The sequence below is a fragment of the Rhizobium esperanzae genome (genome assembly GCF_014197615.1).
Taxonomy (GTDB): Bacteria; Pseudomonadota; Alphaproteobacteria; order Rhizobiales; family Rhizobiaceae; genus Rhizobium; species Rhizobium esperanzae_A.
Window position 1 is genome coordinate 76,184 of the sequence record NZ_JACIFY010000004.1, and the last position, 17,820, is coordinate 94,003.

General features: G+C 60.0%; 14 protein-coding genes, 1 tRNA gene and 1 pseudogene. 3 read left to right on the plus strand and 13 right to left on the minus strand.

Features of this window, described 5'->3' with window-relative positions:
• Positions 1–55: 55 nt before the first annotated feature.
• The 3 genes from GGD57_RS06920 to GGD57_RS06930 form a co-directional block, all read right to left on the minus strand.
• The gene (locus tag GGD57_RS06920; protein WP_085736292.1) at positions 56–1,651 is read right to left on the minus strand and encodes an ABC transporter substrate-binding protein; all 1,596 of its coding nucleotides are present in this window, start codon (positions 1,649–1,651) and stop codon (positions 56–58) included.
• 359 nt (positions 1,652–2,010) lie between these two features.
• Positions 2,011–2,493, minus strand: coding sequence for an iron-responsive transcriptional regulator RirA (gene rirA / locus GGD57_RS06925; protein WP_184468185.1), 483 nt, complete (start codon positions 2,491–2,493; stop codon positions 2,011–2,013).
• A gap of 225 nt (positions 2,494–2,718) precedes the next feature.
• Positions 2,719–4,215: a CoA-acylating methylmalonate-semialdehyde dehydrogenase gene (locus GGD57_RS06930; RefSeq protein ID WP_085736289.1), complete on the minus strand. Its 1,497-nt coding sequence runs from the start codon at positions 4,213–4,215 to the stop codon at positions 2,719–2,721.
• A gap of 178 nt (positions 4,216–4,393) precedes the next feature.
• On the opposite strand from GGD57_RS06930, the gene GGD57_RS06935 reads away from it, so the two are divergent.
• Together GGD57_RS06935 and GGD57_RS06940 are read left to right on the plus strand one after the other, a co-directional pair.
• Positions 4,394–4,708 carry a putative quinol monooxygenase gene (locus tag GGD57_RS06935; protein ID WP_184468187.1) on the plus strand — a complete coding sequence of 105 codons (315 nt, stop codon included), beginning with the start codon at positions 4,394–4,396 and terminating at the stop codon, positions 4,706–4,708.
• Entirely contained in the window at positions 4,705–5,586 is an 882-nt protein-coding gene (locus tag GGD57_RS06940; RefSeq protein WP_184468189.1) for a LysR family transcriptional regulator, read from the plus strand. Before GGD57_RS06935 ends, GGD57_RS06940 begins: the two co-directional genes overlap by 4 nt.
• Here the strand turns inward: GGD57_RS06940 and GGD57_RS06945 are convergent.
• From GGD57_RS06945 to GGD57_RS06990, 9 genes and pseudogenes are all read right to left on the minus strand, one after another.
• Positions 5,583–5,753: a hypothetical protein gene (locus GGD57_RS06945; RefSeq protein WP_097613114.1), complete on the minus strand. Its 171-nt coding sequence runs from the start codon at positions 5,751–5,753 to the stop codon at positions 5,583–5,585. The two genes, GGD57_RS06940 and GGD57_RS06945, sit on opposite strands and share 4 nt — an antisense overlap.
• Positions 5,754–5,798: 45 nt before the next feature.
• A complete protein-coding gene (locus GGD57_RS06950; RefSeq protein ID WP_184468191.1) occupies positions 5,799–6,236 on the minus strand; it encodes a DUF4174 domain-containing protein in 438 nt (145 codons plus the stop codon).
• A 563-nt stretch (positions 6,237–6,799) separates the two neighbouring features.
• Complete coding sequence (locus GGD57_RS06955) at positions 6,800–7,414, minus strand: hypothetical protein (protein ID WP_184468193.1); 615 nt, start codon at positions 7,412–7,414, stop codon at positions 6,800–6,802.
• 231 nt (positions 7,415–7,645) lie between these two features.
• Positions 7,646–8,212: a T4SS efffector SepA family protein gene (locus GGD57_RS06960; protein ID WP_184468195.1), complete on the minus strand. Its 567-nt coding sequence runs from the start codon at positions 8,210–8,212 to the stop codon at positions 7,646–7,648.
• A gap of 271 nt (positions 8,213–8,483) precedes the next feature.
• Positions 8,484–9,257 (minus strand): NYN domain-containing protein, encoded by a 774-nt coding sequence (locus tag GGD57_RS06965; protein WP_184468197.1) that lies wholly within the window; start codon positions 9,255–9,257, stop codon positions 8,484–8,486.
• Between the two features lie 78 nt (positions 9,258–9,335).
• Positions 9,336–9,610: pseudogene (repC, locus tag GGD57_RS06970) on the minus strand (replication initiation protein RepC); the annotation flags it as partial.
• Positions 9,600–10,199: a hypothetical protein gene (locus GGD57_RS06975; RefSeq protein WP_184468199.1), complete on the minus strand. Its 600-nt coding sequence runs from the start codon at positions 10,197–10,199 to the stop codon at positions 9,600–9,602. The gene GGD57_RS06975 and the pseudogene repC, both read right to left, overlap by 11 nt.
• 656 nt (positions 10,200–10,855) lie before the next feature.
• A tRNA-His gene (locus tag GGD57_RS06985) sits at positions 10,856–10,932 on the minus strand.
• Between the two features lie 129 nt (positions 10,933–11,061).
• Positions 11,062–11,511: a phasin gene (locus GGD57_RS06990; protein WP_085736283.1), complete on the minus strand. Its 450-nt coding sequence runs from the start codon at positions 11,509–11,511 to the stop codon at positions 11,062–11,064.
• Between the two features lie 213 nt (positions 11,512–11,724).
• Here GGD57_RS06990 and GGD57_RS06995 point away from each other — a divergent pair, with 213 nt between their 5' ends.
• Positions 11,725–15,579 carry a sensor histidine kinase gene (locus GGD57_RS06995; RefSeq protein WP_184468202.1) on the plus strand — a complete coding sequence of 1,285 codons (3,855 nt, stop codon included), beginning with the start codon at positions 11,725–11,727 and terminating at the stop codon, positions 15,577–15,579.
• 264 nt (positions 15,580–15,843) lie between these two features.
• On the opposite strand, the gene GGD57_RS07000 is transcribed toward GGD57_RS06995, so the two are convergent.
• Entirely contained in the window at positions 15,844–17,796 is a 1,953-nt protein-coding gene (locus GGD57_RS07000) for an acetoacetate--CoA ligase (protein ID WP_184468204.1), read from the minus strand.
• Positions 17,797–17,820: the final 24 nt, after the last annotated feature.

Here is a 17,820-nt window from a genome sequence, read left to right on the forward strand (position 1 = left end):
GGTGCCTGACCGCCGGCTGTGCCCAGCTCTGCCGGGCATTCTGACATTATTCTTGTTATTCGGATACGTCGACGCCGTCGAAACGGTGAATGCCGAGCGGATCCATGAAGAAGCCCGAGACCTTCTTGCTCATCGGAACGAAGACGAGCGAGTGGTCGAGGGTCGCCCAGGGGGCTTCCTTCTTGAAGAGCAACTGAGCCTGTTCATAGGCCTTGGTGCGCTCGCCGACATCGGCCGTCTGCTTGGCCTTGCTCATCAGCGCATCATATTCCTTGTTGCACCACTGAGCACGGTTGTTGCCGCCGACGGCATCGCAGCCGAGCAGCGTATCCATGAAATTGTCAGGATCGCCGTTGTCGCCGGTCCAGCCGAGGATGACGGCGCCGTCGCGCTTCACGTCGGAGGAGAGCTTCAGGTACTCGGCCCATTCATGGGTGACGATCTCGACCTTGACGCCGACCTTGGCGAAATCGGCCTGGATCAGTTCGGCGGCGCGGCGCGCATTCAGCATGTAGGGACGCGACACCGGCATCGCCCAGACCTTCATGCTGAGATCCTTGACGCCGGCATCGGCGAGCGCCTTCTTGGCGGCATCCGGATCGTACTTGTCGTCCTGAACGGCGTCGTTATAGGACCACATCGTCGGCGGGATCGGGTTTTTGGCAACAGCCGCGGCACCCTGGAAGACGGCGTCGATGATGGCCTGCTTGTTGATCGCCATGTTCAGCGCGCGGCGAACTTCCGGCTTGTCGAACGGGGCCATCTGGGTGTTGTAGGCGAGGAAGCCGACATTGAGGCCGGCCTGTTCCATGACCGTCAGATTTCCATCCTTCTTCAGCTCGGGAACGTCGGCTGCATTCGGATAGGGTATCAGGTGGCATTCGCCGGCCTTCAGCTTCTGGGCACGCACGGCAGCGTCAGAGGTGATGGCGAAAACCAGATCGTCGATCTTTTCCTTGCCCTTGAAATAGGTTTCGTTGGCCTTGTAGCGGATGACGGCATCCGGCTGGTAGGCGACGAAGGTGAAGGGGCCGGTGCCGAGCGGCTGCTGGTTCAGCTGCGCCATCTTGCCGTCGGCGGCGAGCTTGTCGGCATATTCCTTGGACACGATCGAGGCGAAGTCCATGGCGAGGTCGGCCAGGAACGGCGCTTCGGGATGGTTGAGCGTGAACTTGACGGTGAGGTCATCGACCTTCTCGACCGACTTGATCAGTTCCGGGAAGCCCATGCCGGCGGCATATTCGTAAGAACCGCCCTCGACATACTTGTTCCACGGATTGTCGGACTTCAGCTGACGCTCGAAGGAGAACACGACGTCGTCGGCGTTGAAATCGCGCGTCGGCGTGAAGAAGTCGGTGGTCTGGTACTTGACGCCGGGATGAAGCTTGAAGGTGTATTCGGTGCCGTCGGCCGAAACGCTCCAGCTGTCGGCCAGACCCGGTTCGATCTCGGTGCCGCCATGCTTGAATTCGACGAGGCGGCTATAGACCGTGCGCGACGAGGCGTCGAAGGTCGTGCCTGCCGTGTAGAGGCTCGGGTCGAAGCCTTCCGGCGAACCCTCGGAGCAATAGACAAGGGTCTTGGACCAGGCCGACGTCGCCATGACCGAAATCAGAGCCGTCGCTGCCAGCATGACAGAGATCTTTTTCATAATATTGTTTCCCGGTTGTTCTTTTTTGATGTTTGGAGACCGCAGTAGGCATCGCGATCGACGGTCGATGGAACGACATTTATCTACTGAAAGCAACGGTCTACGGAGAAAATTTTTCCAGTTGGACAATTTTAGAAATTTTCAGTCAAAAATCAGCCTCATTTGGACATTTTTGGATAAAAATGACCGGAATTTCGTCGCATTCTGGATAATTGCGCCTCTTAAACGTGTGGCTGCCGATCAGATCAGCGCGTCAGGCTTGCGGTATTTGTCGTCGTCGAACCGGCGCAACGCGGCAAAAGAAAAACCGCGATTGCCGGGGCAATCGCGGTTTCACAACTCTGTGCTGTTCTCTGGATTCAGGCGGCCGGCGCAACGATCGCGGGCTTGCGGTAGGGCTGCTCGCCGGTGATTCCGAGAAGGAAATTGATCTGCGGACGCGCCTTGACGAGGTCGTCGATGGTATATTCCGACAGCACGGCGAAGAAGGCGTTGAGCGCCTTGCGCAGCGCCGAATTCAGGCCGCAGCTATCGACCAGCGGGCATTCGACCATGCCGTCATCTTCAAAGCACTCGGCCATGGCGAAACTGTCTTCCGTCACCCGCACGACATCGAAGAGCGTGATGTCGGTTGCCGGCTTGCCCAGGCGCACGCCGCCATTGCGGCCGCGCACCGTCTCGACCAGGCCCGCCTTGTTGAGCGGCTGGAGGATTTTGAAAAGAAAGAGCTCGGAAACACCGTAAGCCTTGGCGATTTCCGGAATCCGGCTCAAGTGCCCGTCATTGGCAGCACAATACATCAACATGCGAACCGCATAGTTGGTCTGCTTCGTCAACCGCATGCCGATCTCCTGACTCGTGCCTGTTGGGACCTATATAGGCGGTTTGGCAGTTTTGAACAATTCCAAAATATGAAATTCGCATTCAGCTTATGAGGCCATTTGCCGCGACATTGATCGGCAACTCATCGGAAATCGATACGAGCAAAAAATCAACACGTTGAAATCAAAGAATTCGGGGGCCAAAAGGCCCCCGAACGACAGATTGCAGATCGATGATCGTGCAGATCACTTCATCGTCGGCATGACGAATTCTGCGCCGCTCTTGATGCCGGAGGGCCAGCGGGCGGTGACGGTCTTGGTCTTCGTCCAGAACTTGATCGAATCCGTGCCGTGCTGGTTGAGGTCGCCGAAGCTCGAGGCCTTCCAGCCGCCGAAGGAGTGGTAGGCGAGCGGAACCGGGATCGGAACGTTGATGCCGATCATGCCGATATTGATGCGCGAGGCGAAGTCGCGGGCGGCATCGCCGTCGCGGGTGTAGATGGCGACGCCGTTGCCGTATTCGTGCTTCATCGGCAGCGACAGCGCTTCTTCGTAGTTCTGGGCGCGAACGACGGAGAGGACGGGTCCGAAGATCTCGGTCTTGTAGATGTCCATCTCGGGGGTCACGTGGTCGAACAGGCAGCCGCCGACGAAATAGCCGTCTTCATAACCCTGGAGCTTGAAATCGCGGCCGTCGACGACGAGCTTGGCGCCTTCCTCGATGCCGCGGTCGATCAGGCCGCGAACACGGTTATAGGCATCCTTGGTGACGAGCGGGCCCATGTCGGCCTTGTCGTCGGTATAGGGGCCGATACGCAGCGATTCGATCTTCGGCGTCAGCTTCTCTACGAGGCGGTTGGCAGTCTCTTCGCCGACCGGAACGGCAACCGAGATCGCCATGCAGCGCTCGCCGGCCGAACCGTAGCCCGCGCCCATCAGCGCGTTGACGGCCTGGTCCATATCGGCATCCGGCATGATGATCATGTGGTTCTTGGCGCCGCCGAAGCACTGGGCGCGCTTGCCGTTCATCGCCGCCGTGCCATAGACGTAGCGGGCGATCGGCGTCGAGCCGACGAAGGAAACCGCACCGATATCGGGGTCGGTCAGGATCGCATCGACGGCACCCTTGTCGCCGTTGACGACGTTGAGGATGCCGGCCGGCAGGCCGGCCTCGATCATCAGTTCGCCGAGACGGATCGGCAGGGAGGGATCACGCTCGGAGGGCTTCAGGATGAAGGCGTTGCCGCAGGCGATCGCCGGCGCAAACATCCACATCGGGATCATGCCCGGGAAGTTGAACGGCGTGATGCCGGCGCCGATGCCGACCGGTTGGCGGATCGAATACATGTCGATCGCAGGACCCGCGCCCTCGGTGAATTCGCCCTTGGCGAGATGCGGGATGCCGCAGACGAATTCGCAGACTTCGAGGCCGCGGATGACGTCGCCCTTGGCGTCTTCGATGGTCTTGCCGTGTTCCTTGGAAATCAGTTCGGCAAGCTCATCCATGTGCTTGTTCAGGAGTTCGACGAACTTGAAGAAGACGCGGGCGCGGCGCTGCGGATTGGTGGCAGCCCATTTCGGCTGCGCGGCCTTGGCGTTTTCGACTGCGGCGCGCAGTTCCTCGACGCTTGCAAGCGCGACCGTCGCCTGCACTTCGCCGGTCGCCGGATTGTAAACGTTGCTCACGCGGCCGCTGGTGCCGGCAACATGCTTGCCGCCGATGAAATGACCGATCTCACGCATGGGATGCTCCTCCTGTTTTTGGGATGACCTACAATCGCACTTCAATTTGCACAAATCAATGCGCTGAAATAAGTAACTGTTGTGCGCAGATTATAGCTCTGCCATTGTGTCGAGCGCTGCTGCCTGCAAATTTGGTACGGCCCGCAGACAAGTCAAATCCCAACGGGAGGTCAAACCGATGAACCGGAAAACCGTCGTCAGAATGGCTGAGCTGGAGATCGATCCGGACAGGCTGGAAGCCTATCGCGCAGTGCTCAGCGAGGAAATCGAGGCATCCGTTGCGCTGGAAGACGGCGTGCTTTCGCTCAGCGCCGTTTCCATCCGGGACAAACCAAACCGCATCCGTATTCTCGAGGTCTACGCCGACCAGGAGGCCTATGAGGCCCATCTGCAGGCACCGCATTTCCTGAAGTACAAGAACGAGACGGCGGGCATGGTGACATCGCTGACGCTGATCGAGGTCGATCCGATCGTTATGCGTGCCAAGCCATGAACTGGGACGATGTTCGCATTTTCCTTGCCGTCGCCCGCACCGGGCAGATTCTCGCCGCCTCGAAGCGGCTGGGACTCAATCATGCGACGCTCTCACGTCGGCTGACGTCGCTGGAGGAAGCCCTGAAGACGCGGCTTTTCATCCGCCGCACGAATGGCTGCGAGCTGACGGCCGAAGGCGAAGTCTTCCTGGCATCCGCCGAGCGGATGGAAACGGAAATGCTCGCGGTGCAGGCAAGCCTCGGCCATACCGACACGGCCATTGCCGGAACCGTGCGCGTCGGCGCGCCCGATGGCTTCGGCGTTTCCTTTCTGGCGCCGCGCATGGGCAGGCTGATCGAGCGCCATCCCGAGCTGAAGATCCAGCTCGTCCCGGTGCCGCGCTCCTTCTCGCTGTCGCAGCGCGAGGCTGATATCGCCATCACCCTGGAGCGGCCCGAACAGGGCCGGCTCGTCTCCTCCAAGCTCACCGATTATACGCTCGGTCTCTATGCCTCGCGCGACTATCTCGCCTCCCACGGCACACCCGGCGATATCGACGCGTTGAAGGCGCATCCGCGCATCGGCTATGTCGAAGACCTCATCTTCACCGCCTCGCTGAATTTCTCCGGCGAGGTGATGCGCAGCTGGGATGCGAGCTTCGAGATTTCGACATCGATCGGCCAGACGGAGGCCGTCCGCTCAGGCGCCGGCATCGGCATCCTGCACGATTACATCGCCCGGCAATATCCGGAACTCCAGCGCATCCTGCCCGACATTTCGATCCGGCGCGCCTACTGGACAACCTATCACGAAACGGCGCGCGACCTCCTGCGCGTCAGGAGCGTTGCCGATTTCCTGCAGGAACTGGTCAGCGCCGAACGGCACATCTTCTTTTAGCAGGAGGCGGAAACGTGCTTGGCCGGCCCGTCGTTCTCATCGGGGTTCGGAACCGGCGCCTCGTCGGGCAGCCGGTCTGGCTCCGGCTCCTTGATCGGCGGCACCGGCTTCCAGCCGGGCGCCGGCATCGGCGGCTGATCGGGAATGGGTTCGTTGGGCACGGACATGACCGTCTCCCCTTCATGATGTGATAAATGTGCTGTCCGGCCGGGCTATTTATCCGGCTTCAGCGTTTCGGCAGCGCGCATCGGCATGCTGTCGATGATGGCGAAGAGCTCGCCATTGGCGATCGGCTCGCTGACCTTGAGCTTGACCGTACCATCCTTGCCGACAAGGAAGGCTGCGAATTCGCCCGCCTCGGGCGCCTCCAATTCGCGGCGGATCGCTTCGCCGTCAAGAGCGTCAGCCGCACCGAAAAGCGGCCGCACGCTGCCGCCCGACACCTTCAGCACCACCATATCGCGCTCATCGAGCCCGGCCCGGTGCGCCAGCAACTGGTTTTCCTGGCGGGCGGCGCGGGCATTGTCCCTGTCGGCGAAAAGGACGAAGACACGGTTCTTCCATTGGAACGCGGCAAGGCTTTCGACCGGCGCATAGGCGCTGTTGGTCTCGTCGATCTTGGTTGCGCCGTAGAGAAGGGTTTTCGACATGCATATTCTCCCGTTAACTTGGAGAACGGTCCGGGCGCGGCATGGGTTCCATCGAATGGCCGAACCGGGTTTTCATTCTCGTGATGGGGAGATGGTACGGTTGGGGGTCTCGAACCTCCGACCTCAGGTGCCACAACACTACGCTCAGAACTAGACGATATTTATCACCTGCGTGATACAGCCTATCCACGCGATACAGGTCTGATTTTACGGCATTTATCTGACTCTTCCCTTCTATGCGGCTCATTAGCTACAACCCGTATTACAGGCTATCCGTTGTCCTGAAGCCGGTATAAATGCGTTATAGATTTGGTGAGGCTCCGGAATGACGACAATTCGCGATATCCTTGATGATGAGCATGTAAAAGAAGCCGTATAGCGAGCTGTTGACACAACACAACACCTAAAGGGCCTCTGTTCACTTATGCTGATGATCGCATAACCGGCTCAGTTCTGCGTGGAAACCAACAGAGAGGCTCACATTGCCGAGAAAGGGCGCAGGTCTGTACGAGAGAGAAAAGCCGCGGGTATAAGGCTTCCGCAGCCATGACTGACCGAGACTTCTAGGCGACCACAATTCCGTATCGTTCGAGAATCGCTCTCCCGCCAATGGTCTTCAGGCCAAGGCTGGCGCTTCTCGCATGAGTGGCCGGATACTTGATGATGTTCGCGGCATCCGGCAGCCCCCAATCAGTAACGCTGCGCGTGACGATGACCGTTCGGCTTCGATCTACCGAAGCGACAAAGCGGCGGGCCTCACGGGCAGAGGCGAACTTCTTGGAAGTACCGAACTTAAAGGAGTGATACGGGACAAGCTCTATGGCAGCTACGCGGCGCGCCAGATCGGCCAGGGCACGGCCATAGTGACCGTTGAATCGTTCAGAGGCGATGACCCGCGCGACCTCGCGCAGCTTGCTTTCCCACCAAACGAAGCCGCTGGTCCAAGCCCACTGGGGATCGAGAAACAGATGCGTTCGCCGTTCTTGACGAATCGCAGCCATCAATTGATCGCGAAAAGCGGGATAGTGTTGCTCAATGTGATAGTCGCAAGCGGATAGCCCCGGATTGATGAGCAGCAGAAGGATTTCGGCGTTCTCCAAATCGCCGTGATAGGGCTGCGGAAGCAAGTTCAGATGCAAGGCGGTTTCTGAGAGTAAGCCGCTCTCAAAAGCCTTCATAAACTCTGAGTATGACGAAATGCGAGGCTGGGTATGTTTCGCAGGAATGGCATCGCGGGGATGAACATAGGGCGCATGAGCTAGCGCGGCCTCGTCCCAGAAGTTTCGGAGATCACACATCACCTCATTGCCCCCGCTTCCCCTAGCTTTTGCTTATAGAGCTTATGTTGATCGATCTCTGTCCGGAAAGTCTACAAGGATACGGGCATGGCACCGCCCTCGCCCTCGCGTTTATGAATTGCCGGAACGCAGAACGCCCGCCTTGCCGGGGTGTTGAGCTTTAGGGTTCTGCCGCCAGACGAACTCAACGGTGACTGGGATTCGCCACTTTTTGGCGAGCCGATCAACTTCTTTCCAAGCGTCCGCTGCCGACTGCCCCTGCACCGAAATGCCAAGTTCGGGGAAATATCTGTAGCCATCGTCCTCATAGTTGGCAGCCTTAGACGGAACGCCCAGTTCCCGGACCAGCTTCTCGCCCTCGAACCCCTTAGCCTTCACTTGCGCGATCATCATATGCAGGATTGATGCCCAATTGGGGTTCTGGATGGGCTTGCCGTTGATTGTCGCTATTAGCGGCTTGGTGAAGGTAAGACTGGGCGCGGTGTCGAACACCAAAGCACCATCAGTTGATGCCACAGTAGCGCCCGCCACTTCGTCATCGCGTTCGATCCCGAGTTGCTCCATCACCTCCTTCACGATGCGGTCGATGGTTTCGCTCGGGGACTTGGTCCCGAACCATGTCTTGAGCGTGCTGATATCAGCAAAAGTAGTATCGTTGATTCTGACTACAGGCATCATGGCTTTCTCCTATGCGAGCACCATAGGAAATATGTAACATCTTTCATCTAGGAGAGTCAAGAGGATATGTTACATATCCTATATAATGGTCAAGACGCCTGAAAATTGCTCCCATTGAATGTCTGAGGCCTAGCAATAAGACGAATGACGGTTCGCCACCCTTGCAGCGACCTAGCAACCGGCGCTCGCCTAAACTATTAGGCGGCTTCGCGATGGAGTCTCGGATTATGTTAGCCAAACTTCGGGATAATCGCAGGCCCGAGGCCCTACACTACCCGTCCTTGAGGCGAACCATGATTATCTTGTGATTGTCAGTTGCTCGTTCGACAGTGAGGAGGCCAGAAGCTCGAACGAGGTCGCTCAACCTGGGGAAGCCGTAGTTGCGTGCGTCGAAGTCGGGAGCTTGCTTTGCCAAATGTGCACCGACTTGGGCCAAGTTGGCTCGGCCATCTTCGTCGGCTGTCGCCACGACAGCCTTAATCAGCATATCCTGAGCCGCCTTGTTCAAGCCTGCCTTCTTTGCGCCGGGTTTTGAGGTGGCGGGTTTAGCCTCGGCGGGCTTTTGGGGAGCGCGAACCACCACTCCTTCGATCTCTTCAGCCTGTGCATTCAGCACGTCGAAATATACAAACTTGTCGCAAGCCGTAATGAAGGGCCGAGGTGTCTTGCGTTCACCAAAGCCATAGACGGTCACCGCCTGCTCACGGATGCGGGCCGCTAGCCGCGCGAAATCGCTATCACTGGAAACAATGCAGAAGCCGGAAAACCGTCCGGTGTAAAGCAGGTCCATCGCGTCGATGATCATCGCCCCGTCAGTAGCGTTCTTCCCGGTTGTGTAGGCGAATTGCTGAATTGGCTGAATCGAATGCTCAAGAAGACATTCCTTCCAGCCTTTCAAATTCGGTCCTGTCCAGTCGCCGTAAATCCGCTTGACACTGGCCGTCCCATAATTTGCGATTTCAGACATCAGACCGACGATGATCTTTGGCGAAACGTTATCGCCGTCGATCAGCAGCGCCAGTGTTCCCGAGTTTACGGTCGCCATGCTCTTCTCCCCGTGATGCCGATCAGATTACACATTCCAGTCTGGTTTACTTGCCGGAAGCTCGCCAGCCTCGCCTCATCAACCAGCTCTCCGGTTGACGGGAATGTTGGCGCAAAGCAGCGACATGAGCATGGGCCCGATCGCGATTTCCCGGCCTGGGTGCCGTGTGAGATTGCGGAGATAACCGCCAGCCGAATTGATGTGACCACTTCGCTCCAGAATGCAGGCCATCACAGTCGCAGCGTTCTCCGGCTCTATTGCCGCGCAGGCCGCCTCGTAGGCCGACGGACTGACACCGAGCTTGATCGAACGATGACAGCGGCCGCCACGAGGTCACGCCAGTCAGGCGTAGCGGCGCGATGTCGTTCCGAAATCATCACCGCCCGGCAGCATATCGATGCGCTTCGCGATCATGTCTCGAAGGTCGGTCAAATCTCGTACTAGCTCTTTGATTGGCCTGGGGGCTGTGAATATCGCTGGGTTGCCTAGATCGGGATGTCCAATAATGTTTCTCCAGCTAGCGGATTCGTTCACTATGGTTTCGGCCAATTTCCTGATCTCGCGAGGCAGAAAAATCGAGCTTGCGCAAAGTCTCTCAGTAACAGGAAGCAAATCCCTATCAATTATAGCCGTTCGTTCTTCCGCACGCTTTTCGATAAGTCCATCAGTTTCCCATTCCAAATTCGAAATCAGTGCTTGCAACGAAGGCCACAATGCTTTGTAGGTTTCAAATTCATCCTTAAATCGCAAATCGAAAGCCGATTTCATTAATCCGAACGCGGCTCCTCTTTCTTGCATCTCTTGATCAAGCTCAGCCACTCTTTCTCGCAGCTCTCGATCAAGTTTTGACTTCTGCCTGTTGCTGAGCAACGTAAATAAACCCGTTGCGATAACGCCGATAAAACTAACAAATAATGCAGCTGTTTTAAGCATCTCAAGCACGGTGCACACTCCCCTTAGTTTGTTTAGTTGAGTGTACACTATTATTACACGCGTGCGGAGACCCCTTTCGAGGAAGCCGTCTTACGGCTTCGAAGACGTATCCACCCAGTTACCTAGCCAGTCCTCCTTCTGACCGGACCATTTGCCCGAAGCAGCGCCATAAGCATCGGCCCAATCGCAAACTCGCCGTTCTCAGTGCGTCGCGCCAAATCCCGCAGATACGGCAGGATAGTCGCTCCGGTCCATCAAGGATTCGCTTCGCTCCATCCTCACCATGCTCGACCTGCGGCCTGCGCGTGGTTCTGGGCGGCCCATGACTGACCTCCCGCGAAGGCTGACGGTTAATATCAAAGTTGTTGAAGCACAAAAGGGCGCGAACGGCGAAACGATCTGGTATCTCGCAGCGATCTTTGTCCAGAACCACGGAAGCGTGGAAAAGACACTTGCCCACAAAAGCAGGCTACCGGCGGCTGCGCTACGGAGAGAGAAATCGGGAGAGATGGGGTGCAGGCTTTGACCGGCTGATTAACAGCACCGGGCCCAATTGAAGCTCAACTGCCCATGCAAGCGGAGGGTCGAACCAGCGGAACTTCGGTATAGATTCAGAGATTGGGATAAAACCAGGACTTTCATGCGACGCAAGTCCTTGAAAGAAATGGTACGGTTGGGGGGTCTCGAACCTCCGACCTCAGGTGCCACAAACCTGCGCTCTAACCAACTGAGCTACAACCGCATATGTCACGCTTGGCGCGACGGGGGTCACATACGAGGACTTGGCGATGAATTCAAGCCCCATTCCTCGTCAATATACAAAAAGGCTGGACGCGAGGTCCAGCCTTTCGTCACTCACGGGTAAGACCGATCAGGCCTTCTTGAAGGAAGCCATGGCCTTTTCGGCGGCGTCCTTGGAGGGCTTTGCGAGCTTTTCGGCAACCTGCTTGGTGGTTTCCTGGATCGACTTCGCCTGTTCGACGGCGAGTTCGGCCTGCTTGCGCAGGAAAGAGGTCTGCAGCTCGAAGAATTCAGCCGGTGACTTGACGCCGAGCAGCGCTTCCAGGTGCGACAGCGAGCTTTCGGCATTGACGCGCAGGACGTCGATTGCCTTGAGGCCGAGCTCGACGCTGCCGGCCTGTGCCGTCTGGACGGTGGCTTCGAGGGTCTTGCCGGCTTCTTCGCCAGCGGTCTTCAGCTTGGCATAGGCGTCTTTCGACTGCTGGGCGCCCTTTTCGGCGAAATCACGGAAGGATTCCGCGAACTTGGACGGGTCGAAAGAAGCGATTGAAAAAACGTCATCGGTCTTTATGGTAGCCATGGGTCGCATCCTTTGGGCTGAGGCAGTCACTGCCTGCATAGTTGGGATGCAGCTTATATAGGACATTTCATTGTGCATTGCAACAATTATTGTGCGACGCACAATCCGTTAACCTTGCCGGCCGAAAACACCCTGCTCTTCTAGACCCGCATGCGCCCCGCAGTTATTAATAAGCCGTTAATTTAAGAAGGCCGACAGCCACAAGGTTCGATCATGCCCGCAGTCCAATATCCGTTCATCGATATCGCCGTGCATGCACGGGTGCGGGAACGCTTTTCGCGCGGCGAGGCGATGGTGCTGTTTTCATCCGATCTTGCCCGCCTGCTCTGGGCGAACGGCGCAGGCGCCGAGCTTTTCGGCCATTCGGCCGTCTATGACCTGCTCGATCAGGGCGCCGACCGCACCGACATCACCTTCCGCCAGTTGGAAACGGCCGCGCGCCAGCTGAGCGATATCGGTGACAGCAGAAGCCTGATGATCCGTGTCGCCAAGGGCTTTCAGCGCGTGCAGGTGCAGGCGGCAGCCGAACTGATCCGTCTTTCCCAGGGCGAAAAGGCCATCCTGTTCTCGGTGCCGGTCTCGGCAAAGCCGCTCGCCGCCGGCGCTTCGGCGGCCCAGATGCTGCAGGGGCTCGACGATCCCGACACGCATATGGCGGTCATCGGCGCCAATGGCGAAGTCATCGCCGCCTCGCCGGGCTTTGCCTCGCTCGGGATTTCCGAGCAGACCGCAAAGACCTTGATCAATCTTGCCGGCGCCCATCCCGACCGGCTGGTCAAGCGCCCCGTCGCCACCGGCAGAGGCAATCTTCCGGCAGCCGTCGGCAAGCTCAGCGACGAGCCGGCGCTCAATCTGCTCTTTGCGGTGGAGACCGCGATCGGCCATCTCGACGCGACCGATACGCCCGCACTCGACGTGGTCGATACGCCCGCACTCGACTCGGTCGATGCGCAGGAAGACAGCGTGCCGCCTGGCGGCGAGCCCGCTGCCGCGGCAGGCTTCACCGACATCATCGAGGCGGTATCGGGCATCGAGGAAGTCGAGGAAACGCTCGAGGACATCACAGGCGAAAATGAACAGCCGGCGGAGACGCCAGCTGCATCCGCTGACGAGGCGGTGGACGCGACCGGTCTCGCCGGGCATGCGGAGCTTGAGAACAACGACAGCGTGATCGACGGCGGCGCGGATGAGACCGACGCGCCTGCCGCAATCATCGAGGACGAGCCGACGTCCGTCACCGAGACGGTGGAAACGGCGGAGGCGGCGGAACCGCTCGTCGAAGCCAGCGAGAGCCGGATCGAAGCAGCGCCGGCAGCGATCGCAGAAGAGCCCGCCGCCGCATCCGAAATTGCCGAAGTATCCCCTGCCCCTCAGCTTGCCGCCGAGCCCGGCTTCGTCTTCAGGCCGAACAGCCGCGCCACGCGCTTCGTCTGGAAGATCGATGCCGAGGGCCGCTTCAACGAGGTCAGCCACGAATTTGCCGAGGCCGTCGGTCCGCATGCCTCCGACATTATCGGCTCGGCCTTCGGCGATATTGCCGCCCTATTCAACCTCGATCCCGATGGCAAGCTTGCCGAGGCGCTCGCCCGCCGCGACACATGGTCGGGCAAGACGATCCTCTGGCCGGTCGAAGGCACCAGCCTCGTCGTTCCGGTCGATCTGGCGGCGCTGCCGACCTATACCCGCAATCGCGATTTCGACGGTTTCCGCGGCTTCGGCGTCGTCCGGCTTTCCGATGCGCAGGAAGATCCGCTGGCGCTCGGCCTGACATTCGGCCCGGATGGCGTCGGCCATGATGCGGAAAGCCTTGGCTCGCCGGCCGAGACCATTGCCGCGACGGCAGATGAAGTGCCGGCAATGCATGACGAGGCCGCGATCGAACCTGCGCTGACGCAGCAGGTCGACGACCAGACACTTGCGGCGACCGAGCCGCAGACGGAGACGGCGCCCGAAGAGATTGCCGCCGAGCAGGCGGCCATCGAGCAGGCGTCCGGCGAGCCGCCGGTCCAGGAAAGTGTTGCGGAAGACGCTGAAGAGAGTGCCGATTTCCGTGATGTTTCCGAGGGCGAGCCGGCAGCGGAACCGTCGGACGAGCCGCCGGCGCTGCGCATTTCGGAAACACCCAATCGCCGTTTCTCCGACAAGATCGTTCAGTTGCACAACAGCGGCGCCGCACTGACGGCTGCCGAGCAGGCCAATTTCCGCGAAATCGCCAGGCGGCTCGAGGCCTTCGGCGCCAGCAAGGACGAACCCGCCGCCACGGCGCCGGCGGAACCGACCGGCGCGGAAATCGCCAGCGTCGAGGAGGCTTCCGGCCCCGCAGAGGTCGAGGCCGAAACACCCGTTGCCGACGAGGCCGATCTGGCTTCGCGCGAAGAGATCGCGCCGCAGGAGGCAATCTTCGAGAATGCGGCGGATGCCCAGCGCGACGACGGCGCCGACGCCGAGGGCGACAATGACATAAGCGAGGACGAGGCGACCGAAGGGCTGGAGGAGACGGTCAGTCAGATCGACGTTCTCACGAGCTTCATCCCGCCCCGCGTCAAGATGACCGACGGGCTTTCGGTGGGAACGGTCGACCAATTGCCTGTCGCGGTGCTGATCCATGTCGGCGATGCGCTGCTCCATGCCAATCCGGAATTCATGCGGCTGACCGGCTACACCTCGCTCGACGCATTGCGTGAGGTGGGCGGCATCGAAGCGCTGCTGCAGCGCCGCGAACTCGAGGAAAAGGCCGCCGGCGCCGGCACGATGATGCTGGTCAAGGCCGACGACAGATTGGTGCCGGTGACGGCGCGGCTGCAATCGGTGCGCTGGGAAGACGCCAATGCCCTGATGCTGGCGCTGATGCCGGTGGAAGGCAAGGAAGAGGGCCGCGGCGAAGCAAACCGTTCCGACGGCCGGTCCGAAGCGCGTCCGGAGCGGATGGTCGAGAAGGTCGCCAAGCTGCAGGTCGAGGTGGAGGAACTGCGTTCGATCCTGGAAACGGCGACCGACGGCGTCGTCGTCATCGGCACGGAGGGCGACATCCGCTCGATGAACCGGTCGGCCAGCGCGCTTTTCAATTACGACGAGCAGGAGACGCGCGGCAAACCCTTCGTCATGCTGTTTGCCCATGAGAGCCAGAAGGCCGTGCTCGACTATCTTAACGGCCTTGCCGGCCATGGCGTGGCCAGCGTGCTGAACGACGGGCGCGAAGTGATCGGCCGCGAAGCCGCCGGCGGCTTCGTGCCGCTGTTCATGACGATGGGCCAGCTCACCTCCTCCAACGGCTATTGCGCCGTCATCCGCGATATCACCCAATGGAAGCGCACCGAGGACGAGTTGCGCAACGCCAAGGGTGCGGCCGAAACCGCCAACGCTCACAAGACCGATTTCCTCGCTCGCGTCAGCCATGAGATCCGCACGCCGCTCAACGCCATCATCGGCTTTTCCGACATGATGGCCGGCGAACGCTTCGGGCCGATCGGCCATCCGCGTTACATCGAATATGCCAACGACATCGGCCGTTCCGGCCGGCACGTGCTGGATATCGTCAACGACCTGCTCGACATTTCGAAGATCGAGGCGGGCGAGATGGATCTCGATTTTGCCGCCGTCGGCCTCAACGAGGCAATCTCCGAGGCCGTGGCGCTGGTGCAGCCGCAGGCGAACGGCCAGCGCGTCATTATCCGCACGGCGCTGTCGCAGGCGGTGCCGGAGGTCGTGGCGGATCTGCGCTCGATCAAGCAGATCGCCCTCAACATCCTGTCGAACGCCATCCGTTTCACCCCATCGGGCGGACAGATCGTCGTTTCCACCTCCTATGAGGCGAATGGCAGCGTCGTGCTGAGGGTGCGCGATACCGGCATCGGCATGACGCGTAGCGAACTTGACCAGGCGATGAAGCCGTTCCGGCAGGTCTCCTCGACCCAATCGCGCCATCGCGGCGACGGCACCGGGCTCGGCCTGCCGCTGACCAAGGCGATGGTCGATGCCAACCGGGCGGTGTTCTCGATCAATTCGGCGCCGAACGAGGGCACGCTCGTCGAGATCACCTTCCCGTCGCAGCGGGTGCTCGCAGGCTAATACAGCGCCGTCAGCGACATAAAGAAAAGGCAGCCCTGGGCTGCCTCGAATTGAGTGCTGTTCAACAAGAGCTTAGTCGATCAACATCATGTTGCAAGCCCGAAGGCTTCACGCCGCCTCGTTCATGTGCGGCCGCTAAGTTACCTTCACCTTTGACAAACCTTTCTTAACGAAAGGTTTCAATGACAAAAGATTGATAGATGGTGAAAGCTTGTAGGGTGGGGCCTGACCCGAAAACCGGAATCGATTTTCGGGTCGGGTATCTCAGTCCTTGAGTTCGCTCAAACCGGCGAAAAGCCGCAGCGCCTCGGGATTGGCGAGCGCCTCCTGGTTCTTCACCGGCCTGTTGTGAACGACCTCGCGCACCGCAAGCTCGACGATCTTGCCGGATTTGGTGCGGGGGATATCGGCAACCGCGATGATCTTTGCCGGCACATGCCGCGGCGAGGCGCCGGTGCGCACCCGCGTCTTGATCGCCTTGACGAGATCCTCGGTCAGCGTCACACCGGGGGCAAGGCGCACGAAGAGGATGACGCGTACATCGTCGTCCCATTCCTGGCCGATGCACAGCGCCTCGGCTACCTCCTCCATCTGCTCCACCTGATTGTAGATCTCGGCCGTGCCGATGCGCACGCCGCCAGGATTGAGCGTCGCATCCGAACGGCCGTGGATGACGAGGCCGCCATGCTCCGTCCATTCGGCGAAATCGCCGTGGCACCAGACATTGTCGAAGCGATCGAAATAGGCGGCGCGGTATTTGGCGCCGTCTGGATCGTTCCAGAACATCACAGGCATCGAGGGGAAGGCCTTGGTGCAGACGAGCTCACCCTTCTCTCCCCGCACCGGCTTGCCGTCATCGTTCCACACGTCGACAGCAAGGCCGAGGCCCGGCCCCTGGATCTCGCCGCGCCAGACCGGCTGCAGCGGATTGCCGAGCACGAAGCAGGAGACGATATCGGTGCCGCCCGAAATCGAGGCGAGCTGCACATCCTGCTTGATGCCCTGATAGACGAAGGTGAAGCCTTCGGGCGATAGCGGCGAGCCGGTGGAGGTCATCAGCCGCAGGCTGGAGAGATCGTGGCTCACGCGCGGCGTCAGCCCGCTTTTGCGCACCGCATCGATGTATTTCGCCGAGGTGCCGAAGATGGCGAATTTTTCGGCCTCGGCATAATCGAACAGCACGTTGCCGTCGGGCGCGAAGGGCGAACCGTCGAACAGGCAGAGCGTGGCGCCGCTGGCAAGGCCGCTGACCAGCCAGTTCCACATCATCCAGCCGCAGGTGGTGAAGTAGAACAGCTTCTCGCCCGCCTGCAGGCCGCAATGCAGCCGCTGCTCCTTGAGGTGCTGCAGCAGCGTGCCGCCGGCCGAATGGACGATGCATTTCGGCACGCCTGTCGTGCCTGAGGAAAAGAGGATGTAGAGCGGGTGGGCAAAGCCAAGCGGCGTGAATTCGACCTCCTTCACCTCATAGGGCGCGATAAAGGCCTCAAGCGTCGAAGCACCCGGCGTCTTGGTCGCCACCGCCTCGGCGTCGCCGGCGTAGTGAACGACGACAACAGGCACACCAAGGCTTTTGGCGACGGTCGCCACCTTGGCGCCGACATCCTGCAGCTTGCCGGAATACCAATAGGCATCGCAGGCGATGAACAGCCTGGGGCCGATCTGGCCGAAGCGGTCGAGCACCCCCTGCTCACCGAAATCGGGCGAGCAGGATGACCAGATGGCGCCGATCGAGGCGGCCGCCAGCATGGCGGCGACGGTCTCCGGCATGTTCGGCATCATGGCGGCGATGCGGTCACCTTCGCAGATGCCGCGCGCCCTGAAGGCCTGCTGCAGCTTCGAGACCAGTGCGCGCAGCCGGTCCCACGACCAGCGGTCCTCAGCCTTGTCTTCGCCGCGGAAGACGATGGCATCGCCCTCGCCGCGGCGGGGCAGCAGGTTTTCGGCGAAGTTCAGCGTCGCATCGGGAAAGAACCGGGCCTCCAGCATACGGTCGCCGTCGACCAGCACCTTCGCGCCGCGCTCGCCCTTGACGCCGCAGAAATCCCAGACGGTCGACCAGAAATTCTCCCTCTCGGCCACCGACCAGGCGTGCAGATCCTCAAAGCCCGAAAGAGACAGCCCGAAATCGGCATTGCAGCGCTCCATGAAGGCATGGATCGGGCTTGTCGCAACCGCATCTTCCGAGGGCACCCAAAGTGGTCTGTTATCCTGCATTCAATCCTCCTCCCCAATGCCGTT